The organism is uncultured Eudoraea sp. (assembly GCF_947258525.1).
Classification (GTDB): Bacteria; Bacteroidota; Bacteroidia; order Flavobacteriales; family Flavobacteriaceae; genus Eudoraea.
In genome coordinates this window covers 1-23,191 of sequence record NZ_CAMYIP010000074.1, presented here as the reverse complement: position 1 = coordinate 23,191, position 23,191 = coordinate 1, and the positions used below count along the sequence as shown (strand labels likewise).

19 protein-coding genes are annotated in these 23,191 nt (G+C 35.9%); 2 read left to right on the top strand and 17 right to left on the bottom strand.

The features are described 5' to 3' along the window. Positions 1-10 precede the first annotated feature (10 nt). The gene (locus Q0X89_RS05735; RefSeq protein WP_297692027.1) at positions 11-2,803 is read right to left on the bottom strand and encodes a prolyl oligopeptidase family serine peptidase; all 2,793 of its coding nucleotides are present in this window, start codon (positions 2,801-2,803) and stop codon (positions 11-13) included. Between the two features lie 268 nt (positions 2,804-3,071). Here Q0X89_RS05735 and Q0X89_RS05730 point away from each other — a divergent pair, with 268 nt between their 5' ends. Then, positions 3,072-4,562, top strand: a complete 1,491-nt coding sequence (locus tag Q0X89_RS05730; RefSeq protein WP_297692026.1) for an aminotransferase class V-fold PLP-dependent enzyme — start codon at positions 3,072-3,074, stop codon at positions 4,560-4,562. A 99-nt stretch (positions 4,563-4,661) separates the two neighbouring features. On the opposite strand, the gene Q0X89_RS05725 is transcribed toward Q0X89_RS05730, so the two are convergent. The 4 genes from Q0X89_RS05725 to Q0X89_RS05710 form a co-directional block, all read right to left on the bottom strand. Continuing rightward, positions 4,662-5,036 (bottom strand): GerW family sporulation protein, encoded by a 375-nt coding sequence (locus Q0X89_RS05725; RefSeq protein ID WP_297692023.1) that lies wholly within the window; start codon positions 5,034-5,036, stop codon positions 4,662-4,664. 10 nt (positions 5,037-5,046) lie between these two features. Beyond that, positions 5,047-5,565 carry a hypothetical protein gene (locus Q0X89_RS05720; RefSeq protein ID WP_297692021.1) on the bottom strand — a complete coding sequence of 173 codons (519 nt, stop codon included), beginning with the start codon at positions 5,563-5,565 and terminating at the stop codon, positions 5,047-5,049. Positions 5,566-5,738: 173 nt separating this feature from the next. Further along, positions 5,739-6,188: a BLUF domain-containing protein gene (locus tag Q0X89_RS05715; protein ID WP_297692019.1), complete on the bottom strand. Its 450-nt coding sequence runs from the start codon at positions 6,186-6,188 to the stop codon at positions 5,739-5,741. Positions 6,189-6,315: 127 nt separating this feature from the next. Then, the gene (locus tag Q0X89_RS05710; RefSeq protein ID WP_297692017.1) at positions 6,316-7,065 is read right to left on the bottom strand and encodes an SDR family oxidoreductase; all 750 of its coding nucleotides are present in this window, start codon (positions 7,063-7,065) and stop codon (positions 6,316-6,318) included. 429 nt (positions 7,066-7,494) lie between these two features. Here Q0X89_RS05710 and Q0X89_RS05705 point away from each other — a divergent pair, with 429 nt between their 5' ends. Continuing rightward, complete coding sequence (locus Q0X89_RS05705) at positions 7,495-8,103, top strand: hypothetical protein (RefSeq protein ID WP_297692015.1); 609 nt, start codon at positions 7,495-7,497, stop codon at positions 8,101-8,103. A gap of 63 nt (positions 8,104-8,166) precedes the next feature. On the opposite strand, the gene Q0X89_RS05700 is transcribed toward Q0X89_RS05705, so the two are convergent. The 12 genes from Q0X89_RS05700 to Q0X89_RS05645 all read right to left on the bottom strand — a co-directional run. Beyond that, the gene (locus tag Q0X89_RS05700; protein WP_297692013.1) at positions 8,167-8,388 is read right to left on the bottom strand and encodes a hypothetical protein; all 222 of its coding nucleotides are present in this window, start codon (positions 8,386-8,388) and stop codon (positions 8,167-8,169) included. A gap of 232 nt (positions 8,389-8,620) precedes the next feature. Beyond that, the gene (locus Q0X89_RS05695; protein WP_297692011.1) at positions 8,621-10,075 is read right to left on the bottom strand and encodes a membrane dipeptidase; all 1,455 of its coding nucleotides are present in this window, start codon (positions 10,073-10,075) and stop codon (positions 8,621-8,623) included. Positions 10,076-10,299: 224 nt separating this feature from the next. Next, complete coding sequence (locus Q0X89_RS05690) at positions 10,300-12,402, bottom strand: translation factor GTPase family protein (protein ID WP_297692009.1); 2,103 nt, start codon at positions 12,400-12,402, stop codon at positions 10,300-10,302. A 913-nt stretch (positions 12,403-13,315) separates the two neighbouring features. Then, positions 13,316-14,047, bottom strand: coding sequence for a protein-L-isoaspartate(D-aspartate) O-methyltransferase (locus Q0X89_RS05685; RefSeq protein WP_297692007.1), 732 nt, complete (start codon positions 14,045-14,047; stop codon positions 13,316-13,318). A gap of 46 nt (positions 14,048-14,093) precedes the next feature. Beyond that, entirely contained in the window at positions 14,094-14,609 is a 516-nt protein-coding gene (locus Q0X89_RS05680) for a DUF4251 domain-containing protein (RefSeq protein WP_297692005.1), read from the bottom strand. Between the two features lie 59 nt (positions 14,610-14,668). Next, positions 14,669-15,322, bottom strand: coding sequence for a methyltransferase domain-containing protein (locus Q0X89_RS05675; RefSeq protein WP_297692003.1), 654 nt, complete (start codon positions 15,320-15,322; stop codon positions 14,669-14,671). 198 nt (positions 15,323-15,520) lie between these two features. Beyond that, entirely contained in the window at positions 15,521-17,026 is a 1,506-nt protein-coding gene (locus tag Q0X89_RS05670) for a T9SS type B sorting domain-containing protein (protein ID WP_297692001.1), read from the bottom strand. Between the two features lie 186 nt (positions 17,027-17,212). After that, positions 17,213-18,544: a Gfo/Idh/MocA family oxidoreductase gene (locus tag Q0X89_RS05665; RefSeq protein WP_297691999.1), complete on the bottom strand. Its 1,332-nt coding sequence runs from the start codon at positions 18,542-18,544 to the stop codon at positions 17,213-17,215. A gap of 130 nt (positions 18,545-18,674) precedes the next feature. Continuing rightward, a complete protein-coding gene (locus Q0X89_RS05660) occupies positions 18,675-20,843 on the bottom strand; it encodes a DUF5916 domain-containing protein (protein ID WP_297691997.1) in 2,169 nt (722 codons plus the stop codon). Between the two features lie 214 nt (positions 20,844-21,057). Continuing rightward, positions 21,058-21,654 carry a hypothetical protein gene (locus tag Q0X89_RS05655; protein WP_297691995.1) on the bottom strand — a complete coding sequence of 199 codons (597 nt, stop codon included), beginning with the start codon at positions 21,652-21,654 and terminating at the stop codon, positions 21,058-21,060. 3 nt (positions 21,655-21,657) lie between these two features. Next, positions 21,658-22,146, bottom strand: a complete 489-nt coding sequence (locus Q0X89_RS05650) for a sigma-70 family RNA polymerase sigma factor (RefSeq protein ID WP_297691993.1) — start codon at positions 22,144-22,146, stop codon at positions 21,658-21,660. 191 nt (positions 22,147-22,337) lie between these two features. Next, a partial coding sequence (locus tag Q0X89_RS05645) for an amidohydrolase family protein (RefSeq protein ID WP_297691991.1) occupies positions 22,338-23,191 on the bottom strand: 854 nt, incomplete at its 5' end.

The following is a 23,191-nucleotide window of genomic DNA, read 5'->3' as shown; positions in this document are numbered from 1 at the left end:
TTAAAGCATTCTAATGTTCGTCGTTACTATCCATTAATTCATATCCCTGATTTATCCCTTTTTCAATCGCAGGAACTCCCCGATCCATCCAAACCGGTTTTGGCCCACCTTTTAAATAATGATCGAAAAACTGAGCCATACGAATATTAAAGTCTTTTCGGTTTTGACGTTTTAACGGCCAGTGTGGTTCTCCATTGTAATTCAGGAACCAGGAAGGTTTTCCTAGACGTCTTAAACTTACAAAAAACTCAATACCCTGATACCATGGTACATGTCCATCCGCATCATTGTGCATTATTAAAATTGGAGTATTAATTTTATCGATATTAAATATGGGTGAATTCTCCATATATCTAATTGGATATTCCCATGGTGTTCCTCCTATCCTACTCTGGGTATGTTCATATTGAAACTGTCTGCTAAGGCCTGTCCACCATCGGATACCGCCATATGCACTTATCATGTTGGGTACTGGAGCTCCAGCTTCGGCTGCTTTAAAAATGTCCGTTTTTGTGACCAGGTAGGCTATTTGATACCCTCCCCAACTATGACCCTGTACACCAATATTTTCCTTGTCAACAAAACCTTTTTCTATTAAAGATGTTATTCCCGGTATTACACAATTGTATGCACTTTCTCCAGGATAACCGATTCTATAGTGAACATCCGGATTAAAGATTAAATAACCACGACTTGCATAAAAACTATAATTAATTGTGGAACGTCCCGGACTCGGTGCACGGTGATAATTTAACCTGTCGGAGCTTTTTTCGTAAAAATTTACAATCATTGGATACTTTTTTGAAGGATCAAAATTCTCCGGTTTTACCAACAATCCTGACAAGAGTTCACCATCCAAAGAAGTCCAGTTAACCAATTCAATCGTACCCCAATTGTAATATTTTTGTTGGGGATTTGAATCTGATAAAACTGTCACATTTTTGAAACTAAGATCAGAGTAGCGAATATCAGGAAATTCTTTAAAAGATTCTCTGGTATAGATAAGTGCATTATCTAGTTTGGCTTTTATTGGATTTGTGAAGCGAAATGGTCCACTAAGCAAGGTTTTTAAGGTTTTGTCCTTTGGATTATATTCAACAAATCCGGCACTCTTGTCAGTTTCCTTAAAAGTAGAAAGCAACCATTTTTGGCTACTATCTATATGGCGAACTTCTTCATCCAACGAAACATAACGAAATCTGGTTTTGGATTCCCTGCCATTTGTTAAACGTTCTGCAGCACCGCTGATAGGATCAAATTTCCATATGTCATAGCGATCATATAGAAGAACAGCTTTATCTTTTTCTGTCCAGCCGGCAGCGCCATAAGGATCTGGAGGGCTTGGCGAATCATGCAACTCATCATAAAAAACTTTATCCTTGGTCAAATTCAAGTATGAGTCTTCTTCAATATTATGAACAAACCAGGTTTCTTCTATCGAATTATAGCCGTAAACAAATCTGCCATTCGGGCTTAAATTCACGTTACCTGCAACATTTGTAAGTACGTCTTGGACCTTACCTGTATTTGTATTTATTACAGAATAATCTCTTGCGCTTCTCCCTGTCCATTGCCGTTCCAGATCATAGGGCTCCGATCTATTTAGTAAAGCAAACTTTGCATTTCCTTTATCACCCAGCTCAACCTCCGGAAAAGATTCCGAACCCAGCTGTACAATTCTTAGATTCTCCTTTAGATGCACTACGGATTTGAATGACTGTATAGTATCCTTTTTGAGTTGTAACTCCTGTACTGTGTATAACCTGGGCTCATTATAAGTCCAAACTTCAACATTAACAATTTCATCTTCGGTTAGCATTGTATCTTTGATAATTGGTGGTTTTGACAAGCCAAAAAACAGCTTGGACTCATCTTTAGAAAATAACAGTTCTGCGTCGGAAGAAGGATGATATGCATTCGGTGTCATCGATGCGGCGGCAGCTTTTTGGGCCTTATCCGACCCCAGATACCACAGAAACAATTCATTAGGTCTTGTTTGTACTTTTGTAGTATCCCGATCCACGATAAATCCCAGATTATTACCTGAATCACTAAAATTTAATTGATAATATTTTGCTTTTTTCGCAGTATGGACTTGTACCAGACTAGCTTTGTTCAAATCCATCACATATACCCCCGAATTATCTTTTTTATCTTCCCCTGTCGATGCGAAAGCCAATAGTTTCCCTTCTTTGGCAAAAACATAATCTGTAACAAACTTAAAAGTGTCTTTTTTACCAGTTTGTATATCCTGTATCAATAGGTGATAGCCATTCTTTTTCCCAACCTTTTTCTTTTTATCCTTACCCTTCTCGTTTTCAGTTTCAGATGTATCCTTGTCTTTTTCTATTTCTTCTAATTGATAAGCTAAATAACCAGTCCATTTTTCAGGCAATTTATAAGATTTTATATTACCGATTTTGGTTAATGAATTATCTTTTATATTTAAAATGCCCAGACTGTCCTTTGGTAAATCTTTCTTTTTTATTTTACGCTTTTTCATGGCCAGTACACTGTCTTTCCATGGTTTAATAGTAAACAAGGCAAAGTTAGAATCATAAGTAAACCTGCCTTTTGAGCCTCGGTCATATTTAAAAACCGTATTTGCTTTACTATCTTTTATTTTCAAATAATGATCGGCTTCTCCTTTCTCCAGAGAGTACATGATATAATTGCCATTAGGAGAAATAGATCTGTTTTTTATGGAATTCCAGATTTCAAAGTCTGAATGATTCAAAACTTTTTTTTGCGCAAGAATCATAAAACAGGATAGTACTAATAATAAAGTGAGAAAGGGCTTCATAATCTGGTTTAATTTTGAAACCTAAATATACTAGGAAAATTTTTTAGGAGGCTGAAAGGTTGATGTTCTTGTTGTTATAGGAAAAATATTTTAAAATTTCTCCTGGAATACAAGTCGATTAGTTTCTGGCTTACCATAACCTTTTTTATCCTACTAAAAAATGGCACACTACTATTTGATGTGGTATAGTTTTAATATCTTTATTTTTCAGAAAATTATTATTTATAATTTAGTGTTGGGGTGCAATAAATGATGGTATCAATTTAAAATGAGAACGACTCTTTCAAAAACAGCCACTTTAGAATCTTATTTTCAACCTTTTAGAAATGAGGTTGTTGGTATAGATCAATGTTTTGAATCGCCTTTTGGCATCAAAAAAATCATTTATGCAGATTGGATTGCAAGCGGAAGGTTATACCGACCTATTGAAGAAAAATTACTTAATGAAATTGGCCCTTTTGTAGCCAATACACATACGGAAACCTCCGTTACCGGATCGGCTATGACATTAGCTTATAAGGAAGCCCGCAGTATTATTAAAGAACACGTCAATGCTACTGATGAAGATGTTTTGATAACTGTGGGGACCGGAATGACTGGAGCAATAAATAAATTTCAAAGAATTTTAGGATTAAAGGTTTCCGAAAATCTCAAAGAGCATACAAAGGTACCTGATGCTATTAAACCGATAGTTTTTATTTCTCATATGGAGCATCATTCTAATCAAACCTCCTGGTTAGAAACAATCGCAGATGTCGAAGTAATTCCTTGCAATTCTGAAGGCCTGATTTGTTTAGATAGTTTTAAGGAATTGCTTTTGAAATATGAAAAGCATCCTCTAAAAATTGCTTCCGTCACCGCTTGCTCAAACGTGACAGGTATTGTAACCGATTACTATGAAGTTGCCAGACTAATACATCGTTATAATGGATTGTGTTTTGTAGACTTTGCCTGCTCTGCGCCATATGTGCCAATTGATATGCATCCAAAAGATAAAGATGCCTATTTAGATGCTATTTTCTTTTCCCCACATAAATTTCTGGGCGGACCGGGAGCTTCAGGGATTCTGATTTTTAATAAAAAATTGTACAAAAACTTAGTTCCGGATAATCCGGGCGGCGGAACGGTGGCCTATACAAATCCCTGGGGAGATCATGATTATATAGACGATATTGAAACCAGAGAAGACGGGGGTACGCCTGGTTTTCTTCAGACCATAAAGACTGCATTAGCAATACGTCTGAAAGAAGAAATGGGAACTGAAAACATTTTAGCAAGGGAACATGAGATCGTTGACAAAATATTTAAAGAATTATCCCATATAGAGAATATACATATACTGGCCAAAAGACATAAGGATCGATTAGGGGTTATTTCTTTTTTTATAGATGATGCACACTATAATTTGGTTGTAAAAATACTCAATGATAGATATGGTATACAAACCCGAGGTGGATGTTCCTGTGCAGGAACCTACGGTCATTATTTATTAAATGTTGATCTATCGACATCAAAAGCCATTGAACAAAAAATCCTTGAAGGTTGCCTAATTGAACGACCAGGTTGGGTGCGTATGTCCGTACATCCAATAATGACTGATAAGGAAATAGATTTTATTTGTAAGGCTATCAAAGAAGTAGCATTGCATCATGAAGAATGGGGCAAAGACTATGAATACAATGGCATTAAGAATGAATTTGTATTTAAGGGCAAGGAACCCGTAGAAAAAACCATTACATCTAAATGGTTTAATATCTGATAAAACTGAGCAGGTTCCTTGTTTAAAAATAGAAACCTGCTCGGCTAATTACTAAGTCAGACTTAGCAGATGTTTGGGTTGATCGTTGTTTGGATTATGTTAAACCAATTCTTCTTCTTCTTTCTTATTTATGGTTTCCACATACTTATTAATTAAATCCGGTACTTTTTCAAAAGCTGCAGCTAGACCATGAGCTTTACCTGCTTCTATGAATGAAATCTCATCATCTTTGGTTACTAAAAAACCAATAGGTTCAATACCCATTCCTGCTCCGGCACCCATGCCCTGACCTTTTTTAGCTTTTGCTTCGATACCTTCTCCTCCACCAGATCCAAATCCCATGCCTACCTTAATAACCGGTATGCATTTAAACTCTCCTAATTGAAATTCTTCGCCAATAACAGTTTCAGTTTTTGCTTCAGACTTGATAAAATCTGTGATTTTACCTAAAAATTCTTCAAAATGTAATTCCATGATAAATTTTTTAAATGTTAATAAATGATTTTATAATGTTTATAGGTCGGTTTTGTAAGTGTAAAACCATGTTCACTCTTCCTTCAAAATTTACTTGAAAAGTGCCTACATGGTGATTCAAGAAAGCAAATGCAGGATAAAGTTTTGCATTTTCTATGCAATCACCTGTATCTATATCTAATAATAGCTTCTTCACTTTAAATGATTTTATTACTTGTAACCCATATTTCAAATTTGATTGGATATTATTTCTCTTTCTCGCTTTTTTCTCAATTTTTTTCTTCTGCTCTTTTTTCTTCTTTCTCAAAGGATAAAAGTAAAAGCGGGTAAATAGTGTATTAAGTTTTATCCGTATGAATTCAGTTTCATGGCCTTCCAGAGCTACTTTGGCTAAACCCCAAATCCTAACAAAGTATTGGTTTTTACCAACGTTTATTACAATATCCAGAGGAACAAATAGAAGATAGAGTATAAACAAAAACAGAAGTATGCCGAAAATAGCCCAGAGCATTGTTTTATATTTATGCAAAGGAAATATATAGCATATATTTTGGCAATGATCTGGATCATTGCCATGCAACTATCTTAAAAAAAATTACAGATGTTTTTATTGTTGACCATCATGGCGCAACTATCTTGAACTATTTTTCTTAAAGTCAAAAAGAAGAACAGTCTCACCTACAAAAATACTGACCTATTAATTTACCTGGGAGGTTTATAATATCCCCTTTCAGAAAGAAGATTCCTTACATTATACCAAAAAACTTTTAATGGAAAATTTGGCTTTTTTGAAGTATTTGAAAGATCTATCAAAGTTTCCTTAATTGCTTGTTCTTCCTTATTCAAATTGGTGTTTGAGGGATTATGATAATAGGACATTGCCCATTCCTTAAATGTTCGGGAATCTGTTAGACCCTCAGAAAGTATTATAACGTGATCATGTCGATCATCCAGCCTAATTTTATCAAGTAAATTCATCACATTCTGCTTGTTCCCTTCTAGAATTTGGAGGAAATAACCTTGATTAAATATCAAACATCCTGTTATGTCATTGGCAGAATTATTTTCTATTGCCTCTGCCATGATTTCTTCAATATCAGTTATGGTAAGTTCGGGTTTAGCAACCGAGCTGTAAGTTATTTGAAAAATCATATTGAGCAATACTGTTTGTAAATGAAGTTAAATATTTAAGGCTCCCAACTAGATGGCTTTATAAAAAATGGATAAAGTTCTACCTATCTGAAAAAGTATTTAATTGTTTATTATAATTATTTCCAGCCTACCTAATATAACTACCCGCATTAATATCTATAGTAGAACCGGTAGCATGGTCCATTTGGCCACTGCACATGAGCACTGCAATTGGGGCTATGTCTTCTGGAGTAGTTAATTCTTTTAAGGCCATTTCACCAAGTATCTTTTCTTCACCATATTGGCGGATTGCATCTTCAGCCATTTCTGTTCGTGTGAATCCAGGCGCAATAACAAAAGATTTGATATTATACTTACCAAAAGATCTGGCAACTGTTCGCGAAAGCGACGTGAGTCCACCTTTAGAAGCCGCATAGGCAAGATATTCTTCCGTCTCTCCACGGAAGGCAGCCCGGCTGCCAATATATATGAATCGCCCGCCTCCCTGACTTTTGAAATGCTCTATACCCAATTTGGTTAACAAACCAGCTGCTTCGAGATTGATTGCCATTGTTCGCCTCCAGATATCAAGCCATTGCACTGTGCTCTCTTCAATTAAGTGAGGTACGAATACGCCAGCATTCAAAACAATGGTATCTATCGAACCAAAATGATCTTTCGCTTTTTCAAAAAGTATTTGAACCTGATCCATTTGTGACAGATCAGCCTGAAAAGTTTCAGAAAGAGGATATTTAGCTTTTAATGCAGTTGCTTCAGTTGCACCTTTATTATAATGTATGCCAACCTGAGCATTTACTTTAAGTAAGTGAATAGCAATTGACTTCCCTATGCCTCTGGAAGCACCCGTTACTAAAATGTTTTCACCCTCTAGATTCATTTTAATGTGTGAGATTGAAAAGTGAAAGTATTGAGAATATAATAGAATTCCAATTTTCAATATCACTTAGGCCACATAAGTTTTACCACTCTTAAAGTTTACGTCTCTTCGTCTAAAAATGCAATTTTGATTATAGTTTACTCTATTAGTTTTCGTAAATACACATATTTTAAAATTACTGATTTAAAGAAAGGTGATTCAGTGTACTTTATAAAAAATTGGCTTTAATTCTGGCTGAATGCCTAAGTTTTATGAAGAGTAATATTACCAAATACACTAAGAAATGATATTTCATAACTCTTACAAGAATATTCTATGTTTTAGATGAAATAGTATTTTCATTTTACGTTTAAAACATCCAGATCTGCAGATTCAAATCTGAGTACACAGGAATATTTGTCTATCTTGTATTTATATAAAACAATTGCTGTGTATAAAAAAATATTTTTCCTGGGCTTTCTGTTTACATTGGTAAATGGTTATGCCCAGATAAAAAAAATTGAAATCGTTACTGAAGATATTCCTAATCGTGTCGCATTTTATGCCATTAATGCAAATGAGAAAGACCTTGATGTGATGTTTACACTAACCGGTACAAATTTTAGGCAAAGTAGTGCAAAGCCCAGATTTATAAGGGTTCCGGCCGCTTCAAAAGTACATATGAAGACCATAGTTCTTATGAGAGGAAAGAAACCTTCATATACTTATAAATTAAAAGTGAACGATAGTCTTTCAACAAGGGCCTTAAAGAAAGAATCTGAACAAATCAAGATTAATCCACCCAAACAAATAACGATTTATGTCCCCAGTAAATGTGATCAATGTGATAGTCTGGTACAACCGTTGAGTGAGAGTAAGTACCTTTTCAATCTGATTAAACTCGATGAAAAACCTGAATTACAAGAGCAACTGCAAATCATATTTGGAAAAGAAACACCAATAGATTCGCTTAATTCTCCGGTCGTAAATCTTGCAGGCAAACTCTATACTAATTTGATTACCTATGATCTGTTAATGGAACAGGTTAATAAGAATTAGGTAGGGGTCGATTCTAATTGTAGAATCTGAAAAAGAGTTGATAAAACAGAAGATCAGGAAATATTAAATTTCCGGTCTGCCTTTAAGGCGTTTTTCTAACTTTTTCTTTAGCACAGTTAATCGCTTCATAAGTTCCATTAAAGCTGAGTCTTCATTCTGCTTATAAAGCTCATTTAATCCTAAAATAAGTGACTTTGCTTCCCTGGAAGCAACAATACGGTCGCTAGTAGTAAGCTTATTCCATTTGCGTTGTTCAAACAATCGCGCTTTATCAATTATATCCATGTTAATTTAAAATCTTTGTTATTAGTAGGGAATAATCTTTATTCCTTACTCAAAATAGCCCTAAAATTTCCTAAAGTCCAAAAAATGGCCAAAATTTTTTGTTATGGAGCTACCTCTAAGTCACTAATTTATAAATTTCATTGTATTAGCTAATAGCTTTAACATATGTTTAAACATATTTATTTAGTTGTTTATGGGGTATTTAAGGTATTTCAAGGCATTCTTCATAGTTTTATTTAAAATATTCTTTTAAGAAATTACGCCCATTTACAGACATTAACCTGGCAATTATTTCATCTGCCTTTATGACATTTTGGATGTTTCCCAGATTGTGAGAGAGCATATAGTTATAAGCGTGGCGCTCAAGGAAATCTGCTAAAAAAGGTAGTTCTTCGGCGGTCCAGAATCCGTTAAGTGAATCTATTATGCCATCAAAATCTGATCCGATTGCCATGCAATCCCAGGCAAAAAGGCCTTCAGCATCCAGGACTTCAGCTATATGCTGTATCTGATTCCATAATAATTCTGATCTATAATGCATTATTTTGCTTCGTTTTGTGGAGTTCTTGGTTTTCTTCCGCGTTTTTTTGTTGACAATTCTGCGTTCATCTAACTGTAGTCCTATTATACCTTTGCTTTTGGCAATACGTATAATTTCTTCGTCGAAAAGATTAATAGAAACAGGGTTTAATTTACTGGCCGTTCTGGGGTATACCACTACCGGATCCTCAAAAGATTTAAGACCATTACAAGCTGCATGGCTGGCAATAACGGGTAGATTCATGAAGTTTGAGTTACCCGAGTCCAACATCTGATAGTATTCTTTTCGCGCCTGAATACTCATATGCTTGATATCCGGTATAATTCTGCTATTATTGGTATTATCAACAAGTCGCTCCATAACTTTCCTCCCCATGGCGGTAAATCCGCTGTTAAGTCCTTCTTTCTGATCCGCAAATTTCAGTATTATTCCTGTTAGACTTTCGGAATGTCCACATAACTGATTCCAAAAGTGATGTGCGATGGTTATGAAAAACGGACGAAACTCCCAATTTTTAATTTTATCCAGATTTGTCAGTACTTCAACTTCACTGTATGGTTTCCTCAGGCCGGTATTGAGGACATGTAATCCTTCAATACTTATTATAACGCAAATAGTATGCACTTTACCCCCAGAAGTATTCTCATCCTTTATGTTCTGTATTTCATGAAAATTTTTTACCAACTTGTAACGAAATTTACCTTCCGGTAGATGTACTATTTTGCCATCCAATTGCATGTAATAATCATACTGTGCTTCAACGTCCTTGAAATAGTCAGTGATCCCTTGGATGTAATTAATGCGCTTATGCCCTATTCCCAGGGCAAAATTAGAAGCAAGATCCAGTAGTAATTCATTATTCATTTTGTTTCTTACAAACCATTTTTCCAATGGATAGAGCGATACACATACGATTCCTACCCCGCCCTTAACAAGGCTTGTAAAGTTTGCCTGGGAAAATTTGGTAAGTCCGGTGAGGTAGTTTAATAATTTATCGCTAATTGAAGGAGGGTCATAGTGCCAGATACTTCGTTTGCTATTTCTATGACTTACATGAACTCCAGTTGGATTATAATTGAAGCTTTTTCCAAATGGTTTTAAGGAAGGATGACAATGGAAATCGATATAATCATCATTAAAATGCATTGTTACCAGGAACTTTTTTTCGTAATAGATTATTACAGAAAATTACTACATTTTATTGATTTATGAAGTACAAATGTATCAACAACCCTATATTATGTATGGTTCGCAAGTAGTACTCTATCTTAAATTCTATGCTTATAAATCTTGCAAATAAGTAATAGGAATAAAAAAGCCATATCGTTCAAAAATTTACGATATGGCCTTCTCTAATACCTAAGGTTTACCTAATTCTTCACAAGATTCGCCTGAATGTTATTTGGAACTGCCTTAAAAGCGGAAAAAGCCGAATTAAATGTTGCTTTACCCTGGGTTAGTGACCTTAAGTTTGTTGAATATCCGTACAACTCTGACTGTGGTACAGCACACTTCAAAATCTGATAATGATCTATACTGTCAATTCCCTGTATGATAGATCTTCTTGATTGTAGATCAGTCATAACATTTCCTACCATTTCTTCTGGTACCTTAACAGTTAATTCCTGGATTGGTTCCAAAAGTTTAGGTTTGGCATTTAGAAAAGCTTCTTTAAAAGCATGTGCACCCGCAATTTTGAAAGCAATATCATTGGAGTCCACAGAATGCATTTTTCCGTCGTACACCATAACCCGAACATCACGGATATACGAGCCCGTTAATGGACCCGATTCCATAACCTCCAAAATACCTTTTTTAATGGATGGCAAATATCGAATGTCTATTACTCCCCCTACAATACAGTTATAGAAAACCAATTTACCTCCCCAGTCAAGATCAACTTCTTCCTTGCCACGGATGTTAAACCCTTCCGGTTCAGGCATGCCTTCGTACCAGGGTTCTATTTTTAGATGTACTTGCGCAAACTGACCTGCACCTCCGGATTGCTTCTTATGTCTGTAATTTGCATTTGACGCTTTTTGTATGGTTTCTCTGTAGGCAATTTTTGGTTGTTCAAACTTGGCTTCAACACCATAAATATTGTTTAATATCCATTTAATAGTTGCTAAATGTAATTCTCCCTGGCAACCCAAAATAAGTTGTTTTAGTTCCTTGGAAAACTCAATTACTACTGTTGGATCCTGATTATGAATTTTCTTTAAAGCATCGCTAAGTTTCTCCTCCTCATTCTTTTTAACCGCTGATACTGCCTTGTGGGTTCTGGGTTCCGGGTATTGTATAGGCTTAATAGTAATTGACTTTCCGGGTGCATGCAGTGTATCATTGGTATCTGTGCTTTTGAGCTTCAAAGTTGCTCCAATATCACCTACCTCCAATTTAGGTACTGATTCCCGCTTTTTACCATCCATTATATAAAGATGATTAAGTATTTCAGTATCACCAGTTCTGGAATTTACCAATTTATCATTTGCCTTAACTTCTCCGGATTTTACTTTAAAAAAAGAAATCTGCCCTAAACTGGGTTGATAAACCGTTTTAAAAACAAATAAAGCTGTTGGCGCTTCTTTCTTGCGAACCAGCATATCTCCTTCAACGGTTTGTTCCGGTTTCAAATCGGCTGCAGCAGGTGCTACATTATCTATAAAGCCCATGAGTCTTCCGCTACCCATATCATTTAGTGCAGAAACACAGAAAACAGGAAATAGTTCATGATTAAGCATCCCTGCTTTAATCCCTACCCGCATTTCATCTTCATTTAGGGTACCTTTCTCAAAGAAAAGCTCCAATAATTCTTCGTCATTCTCTGCTGCTTTTTCAACAAGTTCATTGTGTAATTTATCTGCCCTTTCTTTTTGATCTTCCGGAATTGGTAATTTTTCTGGTTTTCCTCCTTCAGGTGAAAATTTATAGCATTTCATCTTCAGCACATCAATAATACATTGTGCACCGTCAATAACCAATGGATATTGAATAACTGCCGCATTGTTACCCACGAGTGCCTTTATACCTTTGAACGAGTTCTCAAAATTTGCATTTACATGGTCTATTTGATTTACAACAAAAAGTGTAGGCTTAGAGTAGTTGTTGACATAATTCCAAATGATTTCAGTTCCAATTTCCACCCCGTGCTGAGCGTTTAAAACTGTGACGATTGTATCCGCAACACGAATTGATGAAATGATCTCACCTACAAAATCATCCAGGCCCGGAGTATCTATTATGTTTATTTTGTAATTCCGCCATTCAGTATGAAGCGGTGTAGCATAAACCGAAGTTCCCCTTTCATGCTCAATTTCATGATAATCTGAAACCGTATTTTGTGTTTCTACAGTTCCTCTCCTATTGATAAGACCGGCTTCGAAGAGCATGGTTTCGGCAAGGGTAGTTTTACCACTGTTGTGTGCTCCTACGAATACTACATTTTTAATGTGTTTGTCATCATATATTTTCATATGTACTTGTTTTTTGGGAATGAAATCATAAATCTAATATGGATAAAAAATATAGCATATGACATTTGTTAGGTTTTGGTACGACTGGTTTCTACAATATAAGTTTTAATTGCTTTTTATCCTCGACTTTTTTGTCTTTTTTACAAGCATCCCCCTAAAATTACTTTTTGACATTAAAAAATTTTAATTTCATACAACTTATCTAAATTACTGTATATCATATATATAGATGTATTTGTTCATTATTTTAAATGTCAAATATGTTAAAAATTGTATAATATGGTACTATTTTATACATAGTACTGTAACAAATAAGAATTATTGTCGTCTATTAGATGTAAGTTATTAAGATTTACAGTTTAAAAAAGTAAAAAGGGACAATAAAAATTTAAAAATAAAAACGATGAGAAACTTTAGCAATCAGTCACCAACAGAATCAAGAAGATATTCATTCTTTTCTAATTTTAAAAACAGCAAAAGGGTACGCTGGTCAGAAGCAAGAAATTACATCAATTAGTATTAATATTTAAAACGAACAATCATGAGACATTCTATCAAACAAACTCCAACAGAAGCACGAAGACATAACTTCTTTTCTAATTTTAAAAATAGTAAAAGAGTGCGCTGGGCAGAAGTAAGACACTACACAATCTAACAGTTTTAGATAGTAGAGTAGCAAGTAATCTTTAAATTTAAAAACAAAAGAAATGAGAAATTTATTACAACATTCACCAACAGATTCCAGAAGGTTTTCATACTTCTCCAATCTTAAGGACAGTAAACGAGTTCGTTGGACAGAAAGCAGAAATTATGTCCGATAACGATAAGCAAGGAACTGGCCCACTAAAGCCAGCAGAGATTTAACTAAGGAGGTAAAAGAAATTAACCTCCTTTTTTTTTGCTCTATTTTTATTCAGTTATTCTTTCTCGTAAGGGGAACAAAGCGTACAGCCATTACTTCCTTGGTTCTAAATTTCCCCGATTTATTAGTGATAAGCAATAATTGCCGGACTCCATTATGGGGTCCAACCGGAATAATCATCCTCCCTCCTTCTTTTAACTGTTCTAAAAGTGGCTGGGGTACTTCCTCTGCCCCTGCCGTAACTATTATTGCATCAAAAGGGCCTTTATCTGGCCAACCAAGGTATCCGTCACCCGATTTTACATTTATATTATCATACCCTAATTCCGAAAGTCTGTTTTTTGCGGTAAAAGCTAATGCTTCAACTATTTCTATGGTATATACACTATCAACGATTTCTCCTAATATGGCTGCCTGATATCCCGATCCGGTTCCCACTTCTAAAACCCGGTGGTAATTTTTTAATTCAAGGATCTGAGTCATGTAAGCAACTATATATGGCTGCGAAATGGTTTGTCCCATTCCTATTGACAACGGATGATCTGCATAAGCATACGCTTGCATTTTTGTTGGCACAAATTCATGCCTGGGAACAATCCTCATTGCGTTTAAGGTAGCGGGATCCCTGATATCCCTTGCAAGCAACTGATTCTCTATCATATTTTCCCTTAATTGTTTATAGTCTATTTGACTGCAACCGAAAATAGGTAATAAGTAAATTATGCCAAGAACAAAAAATTTAAAGGAAGAGCCGGTCTTATATAAATCTGTTAATGTTTTCACCTTATTAAACTATAGTCGACAGGAATTGTCTGACATTTTATCACATTTAATTAATATTTTCTTCTTTTATGGGCTTCAAATGGCCAATATAATTTATTGAAGACCTGGCACTGCTTATTACTTTTACGGTGGTCTGGCCACCATAGCCCACAGTAAGAGTAATATCATGGCGCTCAGAACCGCTGCGTACGCCTATTTTAATAATAGACCGTCTTTTCTTATCAATATATTTTACATTGTATTTATCCGGAACCCCTTGGTAGTTGATGTAGGGGTTGGTATTATAGCCGCCAGCCCCTCTCCCCGTACCATAAAAGGGTAAATCTATATCAACCTCTCCATCTTTAACTATAAAACGATTTGGTATTGTTGCTAATGTTATTCCTGGTGAAATATAGTTTGGATCGAACAGATAATTACCAGAATCAATCAGTTCTTGCGTAGCATTGTATGCTCTATTTTTTTGGTCTTCCTTTTTTTGATGCTTTTCATCATTTTTTTGAGCAGTCAAAGTTGCAGTAACCAGGATCAAAATTATTGTGTTGAGAAAGATATTTTTCATAGCTTAATCTTTAAGTTAGAAGATAAATATTTCTTTTTACAAGATACAAAAACTAATTTTCAAGGAAGCACAGCCAGTAACACCCATATTTTTTTATCCGGGTCTTCTTCCCAATAACCAAGGTCTTTTTTTAGATCTGTAACTGAGAAGCCTGTTTCCGTTAATTCATTCTCAACAAATTCTGGTGAAATAGTATGTGCCAGGGTTTGTTCCTGTCTGGATTTTCCTATCATTTCGCTTTTAAGTTTTTCCAGAACCAGTATGCGACCATCCGGTTTTAATGCTTTCTTTATATTCAGAAGGATTTGTTTATAATCCTTCATTTCATGGTAGGCGTCAATAATAAAAGCTACATCTAAGCTTTGCTGCTGCAATTTGGGATCGTCATAATCACCTAAAATAGTATGAATATTTCTTATGCCCCTTTCGGTAGCGATATCATTTAATTTATTTAATCGGTCTTCCCGTACATCTACCGAATATACTTTCCCGGTCTCACCAATATATTTTGCAAGCCGAATGCTCAAATAGCCTTGGTGGCAGCCTATATCTGCTACAACATTACCTTCTTCAACGCCAGCCATTTCAAAAATATCATTGACTTTCATCCATTCATCCCTGTCTTTCCAGTCACTCTCCGAATACTGGCCGTATAGACCCGGAACGATCAGAACCACTAAAAGAAAACCCACAATAGTTGATCTATTCAACATAAATAAAAGATAGTGCTTTAAGACGTATAAAGCACTTAAAATTATCTTAATTCTACGTACAGTATTTTTACTGTTAACATTCTGATTTACGAATGATACAGAATTCAACAATAAGTCTTAATATGAGAAAATAGTCCCTCTTCTCAACATAATTTTTCCTTCCTGAATATAAATTTAGTGACAATTCAAGATAACACCCTATCGCTTGAGCATAAAGAAACCAACCAGTGAATTGCCCTGGGTAGTTTCTATTCGGTACCAATAAGAATCGGATGCCAGTGGTTTTCCATTAAAACTGCCATCCCATCCCTGATCCGGAAATAATTGTTTTAATAGTTGGCCATACCTGTTAAATATGTGTATTGTGCTGACTTCAATTTCCGGCGTTGATGTAACTATCCACTGATCATTAAAACCATCATTGTTCGGTGTAAAAAATTTAGGAACTGGCAATTCATCCGGCGTGCTCTGAAAACCAGTTGTTGTAAAGGATTCCTCCCGGCAATTTTCAGCCTCTAAATTTAATTTATAGGGAATAACGGTTACGTAAATAATACTGCTTTCCGGAAGGAGCTGATCAAAGCTGTAAATGGTTGTATTGCCTACATCTAGATCCTCGACTATATCTGCACCCCCTGGAAAAGTTCCAACAGATAAAATATACCCCAGAATATTAGGCACAGATTCCCATTCTATATTGGAGTTTACATCAATATTATCAGAGCCATTTTTTGGATTTACGAGATTGGTACAATCTGGAGGCACAGGAGCTGCGCCGGTTGTAAAGGAAATAGGTTGACAATTTGGTGCTGCTCCCAGGTCATTATAGGGCGTAATGCGCACATAATAGACTGTATTACCTTCAAAATCCGGTGGCTTAAAATTAGTCCCGCTGCCAACATCAAAATTGTCTAGTATTTTAACGCCTCCAATCGACGTTTTCTCAATAGTCATGAGGTATCCCGAAGCATTAAATTCTCTGATCCACGTGATATTTGCTGTCACTGAAACGAATTCACCTCCATCAACCGGATTTATTATATCTGTACACAAAGGTGCATTATTGCCTCTTGTCCTAAAATTAACTTCAGCACAGGACGGAGATTCGCCAGCACTATTATAGGGTGTTATAGTAATATAAACACGCTGTGAAAGTGGCAAGTCAGCAGGAGGATTATAGGTAGTCACATTTCCTACATCTAAATTGCTAATAATATCACTTGCACCTGTGCTGGTGCCTATATTCAGAATGTATCCTACAGCTGCTGACTGGCCAGTCCAGCTAATGTTTATATCCGGAGGCACTCCATAAGAACCTGCGATAGGACTAAACAGCGTAACGCAGCCAGGAATAGAACTTGCCAACCCTGTTGTGAAACTTTCTTCCATACAGTTTTGTGCATCACCGTTATTATTATTGGGAATTACAGTGACATAATAAACTGTATTTGGCATCAGACTTGTTGCTGGTGTATAGCTGAGATTGCTCCCTACTGATACTCCATTTACTATATCTGTTCCTCCCGGATTAGTACCAATAAAAAGAAAATATTGGGTGGCGTTTGCTACTGCCTGCCATTGCAGTTGTGTATTTACGGAAACTCCGGTTTCACCATTCGAAGGAGATGTCAACATGGTGCAATCCGGGGGCACCTGGGCGGCCGAACTGCAAACAAATCCCAAAAATACTGCAGTTAACAGCATTTTTAGTGACTGTTTTTTTATGTGAATTTTATATGGTACAACTTTAAGATCCACCTTTAAAGATAGTAGAATTATTACAAATGCTCTATTATCCTAAGTATGTCTCACAAAATGAACATAACTTTCAGGCTTTGATTTTAATAATAGTATTTTTCAATAACTATTTATTAGGTCAAAACCGGTCAATTAAAATTTTCTGTATTTCATGTGTCGCATCTTATTGGCGGCATTGTTTCCACTAAATTTTTCTTTTTCAGGATCCCACTGAAGCGTTTCTCCAAGGCTATAAGCAATATTTGCGATATTACAAACGCTTGCGGAGCGATGACCTGTTTCTACATCGCAAATAGGTTGGGTTCTATTTTTAATGGCATCCATCCAATCCTGATAATGATCTTGTTTTACTTTGTACAAACGTGTATCCGTATTTTTTAATTCTACGTTAAGGATACCCTCAGGATCTGTTTCAAGAAAACTACGACTCACGTCCATTTTGCCTTCGGTTCCATAAAAGCGAACGCCCCATCCTCGTTCAAAATCTTCATGAACGACTTCTATTCCGTTGGCGTAATACATCTTTAAACCACGTACCGCATTTTTGTCGGCCGGTGGTACAAATTTCACAGGTCCGGTTCTGTCCATTCCCAGGGCCCATTGAACGATATCAAACATATGTGCACCCCAGTCGCATAAAATACCACCACCAACCTCTTGATAATAACGCCAGTTTGGCCAGAAATCAACGTCATTATTTGAAGGTGCTAAGCGGTGATTATAGGCCAAAAGGGGAGCCGGACCACACCAATTATTCCAATTAACTTCTTTCGGCATAGGCTCTGCAGCCAAATCATAAGGCCTTGCAGGATCTCCTACGTTAACCAAAATTTTCTGAATATCTCCCAAATAACCATTTCTTACGAGTTCGCAAGCTTTCCTAAAATTATCCCATGAGCGCTGCATGCTTCCGGTCTGTACTATTTTACCGGTTTTTTTTGCCCATTTCACCATGTCCTTGCCTTCTTTTAAGGTATGCGTCAATGGTTTCTCAACAAAAACATCTTTTCCGGCTTTCATTGCATCAATAGACTGTCGGGCATGCCAATGATCAGGAGTTACAATTACCACGGCATCAATGCCGTCCTGATCAAGCAGTTCTTTATATTCCAGAAAAGTCCTTACCCCGTTATAATTTGATTTGTTCCGATGTTCCGCATATACCTTTTCAACATGATTCTTAAACCACGCATTTTTAGTAGTCCACACATCACAACCGGCTACAATCTGAGCATTTGTATTCTCAACAAATCGTGAAGCAAGTCCCCTACTCTGCTTGCCGAGGCCAATAAAACCCAAATTAACCTTATCACTTGGAGCAACAAAACCTTTTCCCAAAACATGGCGTGGTATTATTGAAATCGCTCCCAAAGTATAGGCGGAATTTCTAATAAATTTTCTTCGTGTGAGATTTGATTTTTTGTTTTCTTGTTCAACTTTAGAATTTGGACTTTTGCCTTTCATGTCAGGTATTTTTGCTATTAATAAAATGGTTGGAATTAGCTATTAAATTACGAGAAAATTTTAAATATTTTATCATAAACAAGCATAATTCAAACCTGTCGAAGTATAACTTGATATCAGATTTTTAAAATTATTTATTAAACCAGTATGTTAATTTTAGAGTGATTGACCAGATTCTACCTTCAAAAGGTGCCAACAATTCATTGTTGGTATAAACAAGGAACAAATCCGATGCAGGCTTATAACGCCATTGAAGCCTTGAGTTTAAGTTGAAGTTTTTTGATTGTTCATTATATTGAAATAAGTTGGCAAAGAATAATTTATTGGTGAATGTAATATCTATTTCCGATCCTATTAGCCAAAATTCTGTAGTATTCCATGGTTCGGGTAATTTGATATTATTATAGCTAATATTGGAGCTAAGGCTTACATAAGGTTGAAAACGATAACCCAATTCGCTGGTTATGTTTAAGCGCTTACCATCTTCGTAGTAACCCCCATATCTTCCTCCTGCAGCATATGTAAACATACTTTGTGGTTTGGAATTGTATTCAAAGCTGAAGGCATTCCACCGATGTTTAGTTCCTGCGGCCAGGGAATCTTTGCCTGTCCCTGTAGGGTCAAAAGGCGCCAGTAATTTAACATACTCATTTATTCCCTCCAGACTTATACTACTCCTATTGCGAAAGTTGATTTGGTATTGCAGTATATTCTGATGATCCGTTTCCTTCATTTTCTCATCAAAATAATAATTCAATTTTCCAACAGGCCCATGACTAACTACCGGCCCCTCATCAGGGAACCATAAATGACCCAAAAAGGTGCTGAAATTAAAATATCCCTTTCTGGGTACAAAGCCAACTTCGGCGGTATACGTACTATCCACATATTCTTCTTTAATACCCCAATTCCACCTTCTACTCTTGTATTCAATGTTGGCAGCTTGTGTAATGCCATTTCCTTGCTTATCAGGTGTAAAAGATTTGATTAAAAAGGCTTTTCCATTCCACAAGTTATCTGGCGAAGCCAAATTATATTCCAGTCCCAAATTGCGGTTGAACTTTGGATAAATTGTCCGTAGCGAGTCGCTATCCTGTGGATAATTGGTTGATTGCTTATTTACAAAAAGCAGCCCTATGGTAGATCTGCTAAACACTTGTCGCTGTAAGCTAAAGACACCAAAATTCTGACTTGGCAGTCCTGTTGCTTCGTCTTTTGCCGTTTGAATATCCATGACTCCCAAACGCCATTTTTCACCAAGGTTTCCGCTGAGCCTTAGACCACCGTTAATTGGAATACCCAGTCCAATTCGTCTTGAAAAGAAGGGCCTGATAGTCTCGTAACCGAAGTTGGCAAACAGATCGGCATTTTCAAGGAAAAATTGTCTTCTTTCCGGAAAGAAAAGTTCAAATCTATCCAGATTTGTAATCTGTCTGTCTACTTCTACCTGAGAAAAGTCTGGATTTATCGTCAGGTCCAGGTTTAATGAAGAAGACAGGCTTATTTTAACATCGCCACCCACCTTGGTCTCGTAGTCTGTATTTCCTTCTAAATCGTAGGTCGTTTGACCCAAGACATATGGAATTAGAGAAAAATTAAAACGCGGCGTTGGAGGAGGTTCATCCCAAACCAAAACTCCGGTATATGCAAGTGATGCGGTAGGAAACTGTCTTGGTATTGGTGTCCAACTCGATTTCTCACTTGTTGCCAAATGCAACCTGCTAAAATTAATCCCCCATTCTTTAACTCCATCTTCATATCTAATGGACTTAAACGGAAGAGCCATTTCAAATACCCATTTTTCATCGTCTCTGGTTACCGCTGATATCCATTTACTATCCCAATTAAGATCCACACTACCACCGGCAAACATGGTTCCATCCCATTGGGCGCCAGCGGCATTCGAACCAAAAGTGAATCCAGTAGTCTGATTATTAAAAGGATCCAGGAACAGTAAGAAATTATCATTCTTATTAAAAGAAAAATCACGTCTCAGCGACTCTACAAAATAACCTCCGGGGACACTGTTATAAAAAGTTGCTATTAAATAGATATTGGTGTCATCATAGGTCATTCGTATTTCGGACTTATCTGTGGCCTTGTCAATATCCATAGGCGTTACCATGAAAAAATCTTTGGCTACATCAGTTCCTTCCCAGGCTTCATCATCAGCGATGCCATCTATTTTTACAGGTAAATTTGTTTTTCGAATATTTAAACGAAAATCTTCGTTCTTTTTTTGGGCATTGAGTGGCAATAGTAATGTAAAGAAAACTAATGTAAAGCATAACTTTTTCATACTACTTATCTAAGGAATCAACCTGAATTCTCAATTACCTGCTCAACGACCAATGGATTAAAAGGTATATGAATCCGGGTAGTCAAGCGCAACGATTCTAAAGCAAGGATAAAGTACATTAAAAATCACAAAAGAACCAGTAAATCGCGTGGTTTTAGAGACATCTAAAAAGCCCCGATAAACGGGGCCTTATAAATATTTGACTATTATTATTTTAAACTTCCAATTCCTTAAGAATATTTTCTGCAGAATTGGTAATGTTCTTGTAGCATTTATAACCCCACCTTGAAAAGAAAAATAAGAAGATTGCCATTATTGGAAGATAAATCAACCAGATCTTACTTTGCAAAAAGAGATCCTTGTTTTTCATGATCTTACTAAATACGGGCAGGCAAGTAAACATTAATACAAAGCTTAAATATATTCCAACCCTTTGTATGAGTAATAACTGATTTTTTGCTTTTGTATAGCCTACTATAGTTTCCTTAAAACTATTTTTCACAATATTCATTCGTTTCATTTTTCCTAATAATCCCAAAGTAACTACAGGTAATAGTATTAAAAATGCTATTGTGAATATACCACAAGCAAGAAGATACCAGGTGTCTAATTTATTTATGTTGACCAAAAAATAAATGGCCGCCAGGAAACATATTACTGCTCCTATTGTTTCATAAAATGTGATCTTATCAAACTTATTGCTATACCTGTCTTGAGTCATTTTCATAATTAGTTCATTGGTTAATTTTTTTTGCTGCTCTAACTGATCACTCATTTCTGACCAAATAGTCTGGATTTCTTCTAAGTCCATAACTTAATTTTTTAATATTCGTGATTTTAATTTTTGTTTAATCCTGGAGATACGGGTTCCGACATTAGTTTCGCTCAGTCCAGTGATTTCTGAAATTTCCTGGTACTTTTTACCTTCTAACAAGAGGAGTATTAAACCTTTTTCAAGTATGTTCAATTGATGAATATGCTGATATACAATTTTCAAGCGGTTTTCAAATTCAGTATCGTAATTTTCTGTTTGTTTGAGAACAACCTGATCTATGCCGGTAGTATTGGAATGTTTTTTGCTTTTGTTCAATTGATTAATGGCCGTATTGAGAGCAACACGGTACATCCAGGTACTAATTTTAGACTCATTTCGAAAGGTATCAAAGGACTTCCACAACTGATAAACAATTTCCTGGTATAAATCTTTTTGATCCTGTTCGTTTTGTGTATAGATAGTAGTGATTTTAAAAATCACTCCTTCATTTTCCTTGATTATCCCGGTAAATGATTCTTCTTTACCCATATTTTAAATCTTCTCAATAATTAGTAGGCTTATGACCAATTAAATCACACTTTCTTTAAAATTTTATTGAAAAGTAATCTACCGATATAAGGCCAAGTATCAAAAATGCATGCACTGAGAACCCAAAAAGAAGACTTTAATACTACATACTAAACCGAGAATACAATTAAATAATAAGAATACTAAATCGCCTATTTATCAAACAAACTTTGGTCTATTCCCGTTAAAAGTTTTATTGCGTTTTTATAATATACTTTTTTCAATACCTCGTCCGGGAGATCCAGCCCGTACATAGCCCAGAAAGCATGGTATTTTTTGTAATAAGGAAAATATTCATCTGCGGTTTCCAGAACCCTAAAATAAGTAGGGAACTCTTTTGGCTGATAACTGTCTTTACCAAATAATATTCGATCCTGGTACTTAATAAAGAAATTACGTGCATTTCTAGGTTGCCTTCCAAGCTCTGCTATTACCGCCCCAATTCCTACATACATATTTGGCATTTCTTCCATAAGTTCTGCCAGCTTTTGTAAATTATTAGCGTACCATCCCATGTGAGCATTGATGAATTTCGTTTGCGGATGATTTTTAAACATATTATGCTGTTCTTCTATTATTTGTTCCCAGGGAGCAGGATTATTTGCTGATCGTTTCCTTCGTGGCCTGGTTTTTAATTCCAACCATCGCTCATTACTACTATCCATGGGATCCCAGAAAGACTTAGGATCAGCAGCATGGATGAGAACAGGAATTCCCAATTCCCCGCATTTTGCCCAAATAGGATCCAATCGCCGGTCATCGATTGTTATTCTATTTCCATCAATATCCTTATTTCTTAATCCTAAACTTTTATATATTTTTAATCCTTTAGCACCATTTTTGACATCTTCTTCCAGCTGTTTTACAGCATTTTCTGCCCAATCCGGATTACCTACACCATTAAAATTTACATTGGCAAAAACGACGAACCTGTTGGGGTAATTCCGGTTTATGTTATCCATCATATTTCTAAGACCTTCCCCGGAGCCGCCGCTTAAATTAACCA